The sequence below is a fragment of the Bacillus norwichensis genome, assembly GCF_014836955.1.
Classification (GTDB): domain Bacteria; phylum Bacillota; class Bacilli; order Bacillales; family Bacillaceae_C; genus Siminovitchia; species Siminovitchia norwichensis.
The window spans coordinates 67,435-80,272 of the sequence record NZ_JACSPV010000003.1; the positions used below are offsets into that span (position 1 = coordinate 67,435).

Below are 12,838 nucleotides of genomic sequence, written 5' to 3' on the forward strand. Positions count from 1 at the left end.
TAGAGGATATTGGGGAAAATAGCATTTATCTTTCCAGGCCAAGGCTCACAAGCCGTTGGCATGGGGAAAGAAGCGGCTGATTCAAATGAAAAGGCCAAACAGTTTTTTGATCAGGCGGATGAACGTCTGGGATATTCACTCTCTTCCATTATTTTTGAGGGTCCTCAGGAGAAGTTGACATTAACAGCTAATACACAGCCTGCTCTTTTGACAACAAGTATTGCTCTTTTGCAAAGCCTGAGCGAAGCAGGCATCACTCCTGATTATACAGCGGGTCATAGTCTTGGTGAATATACCGCGCTTGTCGCGAGTGGAGCAATCGATTTTGCGGATGCTGTTTATGCTGTACATAAACGCGGTGAATATATGGAGGAAGCCGTTCCGGACGGAAAAGGCACAATGGCGGCTGTTTTAGGCCTTGATCGAAGCATTCTTCATGAGGTTTGCGAAAGTGTTTCCGAAGAAGGGGACGCTGTTCAACTGGCCAATTTGAACTGCCCTGGACAAATTGTTATTTCAGGAACAGTGGAAGGAGTCCAAAAAGCCGGCGAAAAAGCAAAAGAACAGGGTGCTAAACGCGTTCTGCCTTTGCAAGTTAGTGGGCCATTTCACTCAAGTCTTATGAAGCCTGCAGCGGAAAAATTCGGCAATATCTTAAATGAAATTTCTATCCAAGATGCAGCTGTTCCTGTCGTCGTTAATGTGACAGCTGCACCTGAAACAACAAAGGAAGCTTTCCAGGAAAAACTGATTGAGCAGCTATATTCCCCAGTATTGTGGGAAGATTCTGTGCAAAAGCTTATTGATTTAGGCGTAGATACGTTTGTTGAAATTGGTCCTGGGAAAGTATTGTCCGGCTTAGTACGAAAAGTAGATCGAAAGGTTAGGACGATTTCAGTCCAAGATCCAGAGAGCTGTCAAGAAGCTATAAAATTATTAAGGGGGGAATAGTATGAAACTGGAAGGAAAGGTAGCACTTGTAACAGGAGCCTCAAGAGGAATCGGCAGAGCAACAGCTGTTAAGCTGGCGGAAGCGGGAGCTGATGTAGTTATAAATTACGCGGGCAGTACCGATAAAGCCAATGAAGTGGCAGAACAAATAAGAGCTCTCGGAAGAGAAGCTATTACTTATCAGTGCAATGTGTCAGACAGTGAGGCAGTACAAACGATGATCAAGGATACAGTAGCAAAGTTCGGAAGGCTAGATATTCTTGTGAACAATGCTGGCATCACCAGGGATAATCTTCTGATGAGAATGAAAGAGGATGAATGGGATGATGTGATTGACACAAACTTGAAAGGAGTCTTCCTTTGCACGAAAGCTGTCACTAGGCAGATGATGAAGCAAAGAAGCGGCAGGATTATTAATGTTGCATCTATTGTTGGTGTTATCGGAAACCCTGGACAGGCAAATTATGTGGCGGCAAAAGCAGGAGTAATCGGCTTAACGAAATCAACAGCTAGAGAGCTTGCTTCCCGTGGCATCACAGTCAATGCTATCGCACCTGGATTTATTTCGACAGACATGACCGACCAATTAACAGACGAGCAAAAGGATGCCATGCTGCAGCAAATTCCTCTAGCACAGTTTGGACAGGCCTCTGATATTGCCAATACAGTATTATTCCTGGCGTCAGAGGATGCCAATTATATTACCGGCCAGACCATACATGTTGATGGCGGAATGGTCATGTAATGAATGAAGAATATTTTATTTTTAACGTGTTTCGATTATAATGTCTTGAGGGGAGGTGAATCGGATGGCAGATATTCAAGAAAGAGTGACTAAAATTATCATTGACCGTCTTGGAGTAGAAGAATCAAAAGTTGAATTGGAATCTTCTTTCAAAGATGATCTTGGAGCTGACTCGCTTGACGTTGTTGAACTTGTCATGGAATTGGAAGATGAGTTTGATATGGAAATTTCCGATGAAGATGCTGAGAAAATTGCTACAGTCGGCGACGCGGTTAATTACATAAAAAGCAATAGCTAGTCGTTGGAAACTAAATGTCCCGTTGATTGCCAGCGGGGCTTTTTCTACTTTAACTTTACCTTATAAGGTGGATAGACAATGAGAAAATTAAGAAAAGATGCAAAAGCGGCGGAAAGAGAGGCCTACCTGTTTAAAAAGCTGCAGGAACGTACAGGCATTCATTTCTCAGATGAAAAACTTTTGAAGAAAGCTTTTACACATTCATCCTATGTGAATGAGCATCGTAAAAAGCCGTATGAAGACAATGAACGCCTTGAATTTCTGGGTGATGCTGTTTTGGAATTGACAGTTTCCCAATTTTTATATGAAAAATATCCCATGATGAGCGAAGGAGAATTGACGAAATTAAGAGCGGCCATTGTTTGTGAGCCATCTCTTGTCACTTTTGCCAACGAATTGGAGTTTGGTGAGGCTGTCCTGCTCGGAAAAGGGGAGGAGATGACGGGAGGAAGGAAAAGGCCCGCATTGCTTGCGGACGCCTTCGAAGCATTCATTGGTGCTTTATACCTTGATCAGGGATTGGAGAAAACCAAGTCATTTTTGGATGAGGTTGTTTTTCCTAAAGTAGAGATAGGTGCTTTTTCTCATGTGATGGATTTTAAAAGCCAACTGCAGGAAGTTGTCCAAAGGGATGGTTCCGGCACACTTGAGTACCAAATTTTAAAGGAACACGGACCGGCACATAATCGGTTGTTTGAGTCACAGGTCGTTTTAAACGGAGAAGTGCTAGGTGAGGGAAAAGGCCGTTCCAAGAAAGAGGCTGAGCAGCATGCTGCACAGATGGCTCTTGGAAAATTGAATGCACAGTGATACTTGGTAAATGAAAAGGAGGAAAAATATTGTTCCTCAAACAGTTGAACCTTTACGGTTTCAAGTCATTTGCAGAAAAGACAGAACTTGAATTTGTCCCTGGTGTGACTGCGGTTGTCGGGCCAAATGGCAGTGGAAAAAGCAATGTAACGGATGCCCTTCGTTGGGTTCTTGGAGAGCAATCTGCCAAATCGCTGCGCGGTGGAACGATGGAAGACGTCATTTTTGCTGGCAGTGATACAAGAAAGGCCCTAAATTATGCTGAAGTAGTGATTATTCTTGATAACCAGGAAGGAAAGCTGCCCATTGATTATAACGAGGTCAGTGTAAAAAGGCGGGTATTTCGAACAGGGGAAAGTGAGTTTTTCATAAACGACAATCCTTGCAGGTTGAGAGATATTGTAGATCTGTTTACAGACTCGGGTTTGGGCAGGGAAGCTTTTTCCATTATCAGCCAGGGGAAAGTAGATCAAATTTTAAACAGCAAACCCGAGGAACGCCGGACGATTTTTGAAGAGGCAGCCGGCGTGCTTAAGTATAAACGACGCAAGAAAAAGACTGAAGAAAAGCTTGCTGAAACGGAAGAAAATCTCAATCGTGTCCAAGATATCCTTCATGAATTGGATGGCCAGCTTGTTATTTTGAAAGAACAGGCGGAAACAGCTGAGCAATTTCTCGCGAAGCAGAAAGAACTAAAGCAAATTGAGGGATCTCTTATTGTTCGAGAAATTGAGAGTCTGTATGCCAAGTGGGAAAAAGTTAAAGGTGAGCTTGAAACTCAAACGGATTCAGAAATTATGCTGTCCAATGAAATACGCAAGCTTGAAATGGCTACGGACGATGAAAGAAAAAGCCAAAATGAATTGGACGAAAAAGTGAATCGTCTTCAGGAGGAGTTACTTTCGGTTTCTGAGCATTTAGAGAAACTGGAAGGAAGACGCCAGGTGCTTCAGGAAAAAAGCAGGAATGCAATTCGTAATATGGAAGTGCTGAAAGACAAGATCAAGAGTGAGCATGAAAAAAACAACGAATTGTTGCTAGAAAAAAATAAAACAGAACAAATCATTTCACATAAACAGGCTGAAGCTGACGAACTGAACAAACAATTGTCGGGTAAAAAACGAGAATTGACTCTATTGGATGGCACACTTGATCAAACAATTGAATCGTTAAAAAGTGACTATGTTGATTTCATGAATGAGCACGTCTCAGATAAAAATGAGCTTCAGTATATTGAAAAGCAGTTAGATCAGCAGAATATCAGGCTGCAAAGACTTGCAACAGATAAAGCAAAATATGAGAAAGAAAAAATTTCCGTAGAAAAAAAGATAGAAGGCAAGCAGAAGAAGCTGCGGGAGCTTAAAGACCAAATTAGTTCATTTGAAAATGAGCAACAGCACATTCTAAAGGAAATGGACTCACTCAAAGAACAAAGGGAGTATCAGCAATCAAGGCTCTTTCAATTGTACCGTAACAACCAGCAAATGAAAGCGAGAAAAGAAAGTCTTGAGACGATGGAGGAAGATTTTACTGGCTACATGCAAGGTGTACGTGAAGTGTTGAAAGCTAAAGGAGCACTTTTACAAGGCATCGAAGGAAGTGCAGCCGATCTTATCAATGTGCCAAAAGACCTTGAAACAGGGATTGAAACAGCCCTCGGCGGTGCCGTTCAGCATGTGGTTGTCCAAACTGAAGCCGACGGCCGCGAAGCCATCAATTATTTGAAAAAAAATCGGTTGGGACGAGCTACATTTCTTCCATTAAACGTCATAAAACCGAAATATCTTAGCACAAGCCAGAAGACTGGGCTTCAGCGGCATAGCTCATTTCTAGGGGTGGCCGCGGACCTTGTAGGGTGCGAAAAGAAGTATGAACCTGTCATCAGGTATTTGCTTGGAAATGTAATTGTAGCAAAAGATTTAAAAGGGGCCGGTGAGTTGGCTAAGCTGGTTGAATATCGGCTCCGTATTGTTACTTTGGCTGGAGAAATCATTAACCCGGGAGGATCCATGACAGGAGGAGCCTCCAAACAGAAAAGGAGCTCTTTGCTCGGAAGAAAGAATCAGCTTGAACACATCAAAAAAGAACTGGCTGTTTTGGAACGGGACATATCCTCCACTGAAATCACTGTAAATACCATCAAACAAAAAATGACTGATTTCGAAAGTCAGGTTTCCCATGGTCAGGCGGAAAAGAAAAAACTGGAAAGTATGCTTTATGAGCTTCAGTCAGAGGTTGCACGATTGGATATTGCATTGAAAAACACCCAGGAGTTTCTTTCTCTCAGCGACATGGAAACGAAAGAGCTCGCTACTGAAGGTGAGGCATTACAACTTCGAAAAGAGAAAATGGCTGCAGCGATCAAGAATAAGGGACAGTCTATTCTTTTATTGGAAGAAAAAATCAAGGACCTTACAGAAGAGAAAAGCTCACAACAAAGCTCAAAAGACCAGATTTTGACTGCAATCAATCAATTGAGCATACAAACTGCACAGTTGGAGGAGCAGTTAGTTGCAGCTAAATCCAATCTGAAACGGATCGATGCTTCCATTGAACAAACCGGCCTTCAGGCAGAATCTGCTGAAAAAGAATTGAAGGATCTTGAGGATGAAAATGAGAATATATTAGGCCAAGTGGCTGAGCTCCAGAAAGAAACAGAGAAAACTCAGACAATGAGAGAAGAGACTCTGCAAAATATTTCAATTAGCAGAAACGAAAGAGCGCGGCTTCAGGAATCTGTCACTGATAAGGAAGTTGAGTTAAAAGAACTAACGAGACAGCAAAAAAGATCTGCGGATAAATTAAAAAACGAAGAATTGAAGGTTAACCGCCTTGAACTTGAGATGGAGAATCTCATAAAGACGTTGAGAGATGAATTCACCATCTCATTTGAGCGTGCCCAAAAGGTATTTAGTTTATCGCTTGAGACACCGGAAGCGGAACAAAGGCGGGATGCCCTAAAAAGGCAAATATCGGAGATTGGCACAGTGAACATAGGGGCAATCGAGGAATATGAAAGGGTAAATAGTCGCAGCCAATTTTTATTGGAACAGCAGACGGACCTCACGCAAGCGAAAGAAACCCTTTACCAAATCATGGATGAAATGGACGATGAAATGAAAAAGAGATTCGGCAGCACCTTTCAGTCCATACAAGAAGCATTTCAAGGGGTATTTTCCTCGTTGTTTGGCGGGGGAAGAGCAGAATTGAAATTGACAGAACCTGATGATTTGCTTCAAACAGGTGTTGACATCATTGCACAACCCCCAGGTAAGAAACTACAAAATCTAAGCTTGCTGTCTGGTGGAGAAAGATCTTTTACCGCGATTGCATTGTTATTTTCGATCTTAAAAGTACGCCCTGTACCTTTTTGCGTATTGGATGAGGTGGAAGCGGCCCTTGATGAGGCGAATGTCAATCGTTTTAGTGAGTATTTAAAGAAATTTAGTGAACATACCCAGTTCATCGTAATCACTCACAGGCAGGGAACAATGGCGGGTGCCGATGTCTTATATGGGATCACGATGCAAGAATCGGGAGTGTCTAAGCTTGTATCGGTCAAATTGGAAGAAGAGCGGATGATGGCACAAATATAACAATTGAGGTGAGGTAAATGAGTTTTTTTAAGAGGCTGAAAGAAAAATTCACGGCTTCCGGTGACTCCATCTCGGAAAAATTTAAAGAAGGACTAGTAAAGACCCGTGATAATTTTTCCAACAAAATTAATGACCTAGTTGCCCGTTATCGTACAGTCGATGAAGATTTCTTTGAAGAACTGGAAGAAATCTTGATTCAGGCGGATGTCGGGTTTGAAACCGTCATGGAGCTAATAGAAGAACTGAAAACAGAAGTGAAGAAAAGAAATATAAAAGACCCGGCGGATGTACAATCTGTTATATCTGAGAAACTGATAGAGATTTACGAGTCTGGGGAAGAGAATCTAAGCACCCTTAATATTCAGGAAAATGAGCTTACCGTCATTCTGTTTGTTGGGGTGAATGGAGTTGGAAAAACCACGACCATTGGCAAGCTGGCTCATCAATTTAAAAAGGAAGGGAAAACTGTCCTACTTGCAGCAGGTGATACTTTCCGGGCTGGGGCCATCGATCAGCTTGAGGTTTGGGGGGATCGTGTAGGAGTCGATGTTATCAAGCAGGCAGAGGGGTCAGACCCCGCTGCAGTTATGTATGATGCTGTACAGGCTGCCAAGTCCCGCCAAGTAGATATACTGCTATGTGATACAGCAGGTCGCCTCCAAAATAAAGTCAATTTGATGAACGAGCTTGAAAAAATAAAAAGAGTGATTGAGCGCGAAATTCCAGGAGCACCTCATGAAGTTCTCCTTGTGCTGGATGCAACGACGGGACAAAACGCGCTCATTCAGGCAAAAACGTTCAAAGAAGCGACAGATGTCAGCGGTATCGTCTTATCGAAGCTAGATGGAACAGCGAAGGGTGGTATCGTACTGGCAATCAGAAATGAAATGAACATTCCGGTGAAATTTGTTGGTCTTGGCGAGCAAATGGATGATCTTCAGATCTTTGACCCTGAAAAATATGTTTATGGGTTATTTTCAGATGCCATTGAAAAGACTGAGGATTGAATGAAAGGAAATTACCTTGACGCGGCAAGAGAAAGAGTATATCATTTATAAAGTGTAAAGGTTTTTGACTTAACAAGGTGGAGATTGAAAGTATGCTTGAGAAAACAACGCGAATGAACTATTTGTATGATTTTTATCAATCGTTGTTGACTCCGAAGCAGCGCAGCTATATGTCTCTATACTACCGTGATGATTATTCGCTAGGTGAGATTGCTGAAAACTACGGAGTCAGCCGACAAGCAGTATACGACAATCTTAAAAGAACAGAAATATTGCTAGAAGAGTACGAACAGAAGCTTTCTTTGTTCTGGAAATTTGAAGAGCGAAAGAAATTGATCGCTTTGATTAAGCAAGGCGTAAATGAAAATCCGGATGACAATGACAAACTGAACCGTTATTTGGATGAATTAGAGGAATTGGATTAGGGGGCGGAGATAAATGGCATTTGAAGGATTGGCCGACCGCTTGCAAACGACCATCCAAAAGATCCGCGGCAAAGGCAAAGTCACCGAAGCGGACGTCAAACAGATGATGCGCGAGGTGCGTCTTGCACTGCTGGAAGCGGATGTCAACTTTAAAGTAGTCAAACAGTTTGTGAAAAAAGTAAGCGAAAGAGCGGTAGGCCAGGAAGTGATGAAAAGTCTCACACCAGGCCAGCAAGTCATCAAAGTCGTTAAGGAAGAGCTCACAGAACTCATGGGTGGTGAGCAGAGTAAAATCGAGGTAGCGAAGCGTCCGCCGACTGTTATTATGATGTCAGGCCTTCAAGGGGCAGGTAAAACGACAACAACAGGAAAGCTTGCCAATCTACTGAGAAAAAGCTATAATCGCAAACCGTTTCTTATTGCGGCGGACATTTATCGTCCTGCTGCAATCAAGCAGCTTGAAACAATCGGAAAACAGTTGAATATGCCTGTCTTTTCACTTGGAGACAAGGTCAGCCCTGTAGAGATTGTTCGCCAGGGCATCGAAAAGGCGAAAGAAGAGCATTATGACTATGTTCTCATTGATACTGCGGGGCGCCTTCATATTGATGAAGAGCTGATGCAGGAATTAAGGGACATCAAGGAATTGGCTCAGCCTGACGAAATATTCCTTGTTGTGGATGCCATGACTGGACAGGATGCTGTGAATGTTGCCGAGAATTTCAATGAACAGCTTGATATCACAGGGGTTATTTTGACCAAACTAGATGGAGATACCCGCGGGGGAGCCGCTCTGTCCATTCGTTCAGTTGCCCAAAAGCCGATCAAATTTGTCGGTATGGGAGAGAAGATGGATGCTCTTGAGGCGTTTCATCCTGAAAGGATGGCCTCAAGGATACTTGGGATGGGCGATGTGCTGACGTTAATTGAGAAAGCACAGGCTTCCGTTGATGAAGAAAAAGCCAAGGAGATGGAACATAAATTCCGTACAGCCTCCTTTACTTTTGATGACTTCCTTGACCAGCTTGGGCAGGTAAAAAACATGGGACCATTGGATGAGTTAATCAAAATGATGCCCGGTGCCAATAAAATGAAAGGCCTGGATAATATTCAGGTCGATGAAAAGCAAATTGGGCACGTTGAAGCGATTATCCGGTCCATGACAAAAGAGGAAAAGGAAAATCCTGACATTATTAATGCCGGCAGACGCCGTCGGATCGCGAGAGGAAGCGGTAGGACGATACAAGAAGTCAACCGGCTGTTAAAGCAATTTGAAGAAATGAAGAAAATGCTCAAACAGATGAGTGGAATGCAGCAAAAAGGCAAAAAGAAGGGATTTAAATTCCCGTTTATGTAGACATCAAAAAACGTCTGCTAAGTAGGCGTATAGGCAAGTTTTCATGAAAAATTTTAATGTGTTAAGAAAAAACACTTTACAAACAAAACACAGATTGATATTATACTGATTTGTGTAAAACAATTCGGAGGTGCTATGTAAAATGGCAGTTAAAATTCGTTTGAAACGTTTAGGAGCAAAGAAATCTCCTTTCTATCGTATCGTTGTTGCAGATTCTCGTTCACCACGTGACGGAAGAATCATTGAGGAAGTGGGCACATACAACCCAGTCGCTCAGCCAGCGATTGTTGACATCAACGAAGAGAGTGTTTTAAAATGGCTTCAAGATGGTGCAAAACCATCCGACACAGTAAGAAACCTGTTCTCCAAGCAAGGTATCATGGAGAAATATCATAACGCTAAAAATAGCAAATAAACGTGATAAATATGCAGGAATTAATTATGTCGATTGTAAAGCCGATTGTGGATCATCCTGAAGATGTTCAAATTCGGATGGATGAAAGCGAAAAGCGTATTACTTATCACTTGTCTGTTCATGAAGATGATATCGGAAAAGTGATCGGACGACATGGCAGGGTGGCTAAAGCCATTAGAACGGTCGTCTACGCTGCAGCAGGATCAAAACAACATAAGAGGATTTTTTTAGAGATCGACGAATAAGGGGGCTGAAACACCCCCTTTTTTTATAAGGAAAAAAAGTCGAATCAGACAATTTTTTGATATCTAGTGGGTATTGCGGTATGTCTAATTAAAACTGGGCGGAGGATGAGGTTGTGAAAATAATTCAAACAGTCACCGTCAAACAGGTTTTAACTGAAAAAAGCAGAGAGGAACTTTCTGTCAAATATACAAAATCGAAACAACAGCTTCAAAAAGAGTGTGACCAATTGTTGTTTGAAATGAAAAAACTTGAAAGAACAAAGAAATTCTCTGCCTCTGGACTTAAAGCACAGTTTGATAAAGAAATCGAGCTGCGCAAGGAAAAGATTAAGTTAATTGACTTTCAGATTGAACAGCTTGGTATGCTTCCGTACGGAAGTGAATTGAAAGATCAGGATGTCCAAGCTTTAATTGACATTCAGGTTGGAGATCAATGGGAAGATATCATCAATGGAAAAACAATTATTGTCAAAGACGGAATCATAGCAGAGATCAGGGAGAGGTGAAACATGAAAAATTGGTTTAATGTTGGGAAAATCGTCAATACACATGGCATCCGTGGTGAGGTACGGGTCATTTCCTCCACCGATTTCCCAGATGAAAGATATGCCCCCGGCAGCACCCTTTATCTATTCCCCGGAAACCATAAGGAACCAACTCCATTAATAGTTAAAACGCATCGAAAGCATAAAAACTTTGATCTTCTTAGTTTTGAAGGGTTTGAAAATATTAATGATGTGGAGAAATGGAAAAACTCCATATTAAAAATAAAAGAGGATCAGTTGACGGAGCTTTCCGAAGGAGAATATTATTTCTATGAAATCATCGGCTGTCAGGTTGTAACTGAACAGGGAGAAGAAGTAGGGACTGTGAAAGAAATTTTGACTCCAGGAGCAAATGATGTATGGGTTGTTGACGGCAGCAATGGTAAAGACATATTAATTCCTTATATTCCAGATGTTGTAAAAGAGGTATCCATTGAAGAGAAAAAGATCATCATTGATCCTATGGAGGGTTTATTGTCATGAGGATCGACGTATTGACTCTTTTTCCTGAGATGTTTACAGGAGTATTCGGGTCTTCCATTTTAAAAAAAGCTGCTGAAAAAAATTCAGTTGCCTATCATCTTATAAATTTTCGTGATTTTTCCACGAATAAACATAAAACCGTCGATGACTATCCATACGGTGGCGGAGCAGGTATGGTGCTCAAACCCCAGCCAATCTTTGATGCGGTGTCCCATGTAAAAAAAGAAAGCGGGGAATCACGCGTCATTTTGTTGTGTCCGCAGGGGGAGCGTTTCAGTCAAAGCAAAGCGGAGGAACTGGCGAAAGAGGATCATTTAATCTTTATATGCGGGCATTATGAAGGATATGATGAACGTATAAGGGAACAGATCGTTACGGACGAAATTTCCATTGGAGATTTTGTTTTGACAGGCGGGGAACTGGCAGCAATGACGATTATTGATTCTGTTGTGCGGCTGCTGCCAGGAGTATTGGGGAATGAAAATTCGGCTGTGGAAGATTCCTTTTCCACTGGTTTGCTAGAGCATCCTCATTATACAAGGCCAGCAGATTTTCGGGGGATGAAGGTTCCGGACATATTGTTATCCGGCAACCATAGTAAAATTGAAGAATGGCGGCTGAATGAATCCTTGAAAAGGACAAAAGAGCGCCGGCCTGATCTCTATGAAAAATACCTTCATACCGAAGAGGAGAAAAAACAGTCTGAATGATAGAAAACTGCTTCAAAAATTAATTGTAAATCTGCATTCGATGTGGTATTATTACCTTTGTGACTGTGACAATTAAGATTGTCCGTCTGTAACTACGGTGTTCCGCTGCAACGAAATGTTTTGTAAGAGCATCGGTTGGAAGGAGATGAATACGATGCACAAACTAATTGAAGAAGTAACTAAAGAACAATTGCGTACAGATCTTCCAGCATTTCGCGCAGGTGACACTGTTCGTGTCCACGTGAAAGTTGTGGAGGGTACACGTGAGCGTATCCAGTTGTTTGAAGGTGTAGTCATCAAACGCCGTGGAGGCGGAATCAGCGAAACTTTCACTGTCCGCAAAATTTCTTACGGGGTTGGTGTCGAGCGTACTTTCCCTCTTCATACACCAAGGATTGCTAAAATCGATGTCGTGCGTCGCGGTAAAGTTCGCCGTGCGAAACTTTACTACTTGCGTAAACTACGCGGTAAAGCAGCTCGTATTAAAGAAATTCGTTAATTTACGCTTGGTTTCTTGACGGAAGAAAACCTTGCTGGATTATAAGTAAATCCGTTACTAGAAAAGGAGCTTGAATTCAAGCTCCTTTTTCTATTTCTCTTGGCAGCAAGTTTACAGTGTTTTTAAGGCATAATATACTGTACAATAATATTGTTACAGTTTTTGTAGATTTCTACAGTACATGATTGGATGGTGACAAAGTGGCAAAGGAGAAAAACGAGCTTTGGGAATGGACAAAGGCTTTGCTTATCGCTGTAGGATTGGCTGCGCTTATTCGATACGCGCTTTTTACCCCGATTGTGGTAGATGGTTTTTCGATGATGCCAACCCTGCATAACGGGGACCGGATGATTGTAAATAAACTTAGCGAGCCAGACCGGTTTGATATCATTGTTTTTCATGCTCCTGAGCAGAAGGATTACATCAAACGGGTCATCGGTCTTCCAGGCGACACAGTCGAATATGTAAGCGATACTCTTTATGTAAATGGTAAGGCATATGAAGAGCCCTATTTGGAAACTTATAAAGAGCAAACGCCTGAAGGGCCCCTTACTGAAGATTTCACATTGGAAGAAATTACAGGCCAAAAGACTGTTCCAAAAGGCGAGCTTTTTGTTATGGGTGACAACAGACGCTCAAGCAAAGATAGCCGCCATATAGGAACCATTTCTATGGACAAGGTTATAGGAGATACTAGCATTGTCTATTGGCCGATTAAAGATATAAGAATTGTTAAGTGACGATGGAGGAAC

Annotated in this window: 15 protein-coding genes; all 15 read left to right on the forward strand. The window is 42.1% G+C overall.

From position 1 onward, the window contains the following. The first annotated feature begins 9 nt into the window (after positions 1 to 9). The 15 genes from fabD to lepB all read left to right on the forward strand — a co-directional run bounded on the left by fabD (position 10) and on the right by lepB (position 12,826). On the forward strand, positions 10 to 951 hold the full coding sequence (gene fabD / locus H9631_RS02750; RefSeq protein WP_191809717.1) for an ACP S-malonyltransferase: 942 nt from the start codon (positions 10 to 12) through the stop codon (positions 949 to 951). A 1-nt stretch (position 952) separates the two neighbouring features. Continuing rightward, positions 953 to 1,696, forward strand: a complete 744-nt coding sequence (fabG, locus tag H9631_RS02755) for a 3-oxoacyl-[acyl-carrier-protein] reductase (RefSeq protein WP_191809719.1) — start codon at positions 953 to 955, stop codon at positions 1,694 to 1,696. Between the two features lie 64 nt (positions 1,697 to 1,760). Beyond that, positions 1,761 to 1,994, forward strand: a complete 234-nt coding sequence (gene acpP, locus H9631_RS02760) for an acyl carrier protein (RefSeq protein WP_160705254.1) — start codon at positions 1,761 to 1,763, stop codon at positions 1,992 to 1,994. A gap of 78 nt (positions 1,995 to 2,072) precedes the next feature. Beyond that, on the forward strand, positions 2,073 to 2,804 hold the full coding sequence (gene rnc, locus H9631_RS02765; RefSeq protein WP_191809721.1) for a ribonuclease III: 732 nt from the start codon (positions 2,073 to 2,075) through the stop codon (positions 2,802 to 2,804). Between the two features lie 29 nt (positions 2,805 to 2,833). Continuing rightward, positions 2,834 to 6,400: a chromosome segregation protein SMC gene (gene smc / locus H9631_RS02770; RefSeq protein ID WP_191809723.1), complete on the forward strand. Its 3,567-nt coding sequence runs from the start codon at positions 2,834 to 2,836 to the stop codon at positions 6,398 to 6,400. A gap of 17 nt (positions 6,401 to 6,417) precedes the next feature. Next, positions 6,418 to 7,407, forward strand: coding sequence for a signal recognition particle-docking protein FtsY (ftsY, locus tag H9631_RS02775; RefSeq protein WP_191809725.1), 990 nt, complete (start codon positions 6,418 to 6,420; stop codon positions 7,405 to 7,407). Between the two features lie 92 nt (positions 7,408 to 7,499). Further along, the gene (locus tag H9631_RS02780) at positions 7,500 to 7,832 is read left to right on the forward strand and encodes a putative DNA-binding protein (protein WP_191809727.1); all 333 of its coding nucleotides are present in this window, start codon (positions 7,500 to 7,502) and stop codon (positions 7,830 to 7,832) included. 13 nt (positions 7,833 to 7,845) lie between these two features. Next, positions 7,846 to 9,189 (forward strand): signal recognition particle protein, encoded by a 1,344-nt coding sequence (gene ffh, locus H9631_RS02785; protein WP_191809728.1) that lies wholly within the window; start codon positions 7,846 to 7,848, stop codon positions 9,187 to 9,189. A 142-nt stretch (positions 9,190 to 9,331) separates the two neighbouring features. After that, positions 9,332 to 9,604 (forward strand): 30S ribosomal protein S16, encoded by a 273-nt coding sequence (gene rpsP, locus H9631_RS02790; RefSeq protein WP_191809730.1) that lies wholly within the window; start codon positions 9,332 to 9,334, stop codon positions 9,602 to 9,604. A gap of 11 nt (positions 9,605 to 9,615) precedes the next feature. Next, positions 9,616 to 9,849: a KH domain-containing protein gene (locus H9631_RS02795; protein WP_120115316.1), complete on the forward strand. Its 234-nt coding sequence runs from the start codon at positions 9,616 to 9,618 to the stop codon at positions 9,847 to 9,849. A gap of 113 nt (positions 9,850 to 9,962) precedes the next feature. Then, on the forward strand, positions 9,963 to 10,355 hold the full coding sequence (locus H9631_RS02800) for a YlqD family protein (RefSeq protein ID WP_191809732.1): 393 nt from the start codon (positions 9,963 to 9,965) through the stop codon (positions 10,353 to 10,355). A 3-nt stretch (positions 10,356 to 10,358) separates the two neighbouring features. After that, on the forward strand, positions 10,359 to 10,877 hold the full coding sequence (gene rimM / locus H9631_RS02805; protein WP_191809734.1) for a ribosome maturation factor RimM: 519 nt from the start codon (positions 10,359 to 10,361) through the stop codon (positions 10,875 to 10,877). Beyond that, positions 10,874 to 11,587 (forward strand): tRNA (guanosine(37)-N1)-methyltransferase TrmD, encoded by a 714-nt coding sequence (trmD, locus tag H9631_RS02810; RefSeq protein WP_191809735.1) that lies wholly within the window; start codon positions 10,874 to 10,876, stop codon positions 11,585 to 11,587. The genes rimM and trmD overlap by 4 nt, the downstream gene beginning before the upstream one ends. 154 nt (positions 11,588 to 11,741) lie before the next feature. Then, positions 11,742 to 12,086, forward strand: coding sequence for a 50S ribosomal protein L19 (rplS, locus tag H9631_RS02815; RefSeq protein ID WP_018705160.1), 345 nt, complete (start codon positions 11,742 to 11,744; stop codon positions 12,084 to 12,086). Between the two features lie 200 nt (positions 12,087 to 12,286). Continuing rightward, positions 12,287 to 12,826, forward strand: coding sequence for a signal peptidase I (gene lepB, locus H9631_RS02820; RefSeq protein ID WP_191809736.1), 540 nt, complete (start codon positions 12,287 to 12,289; stop codon positions 12,824 to 12,826). Positions 12,827 to 12,838 lie beyond the last annotated feature (12 nt).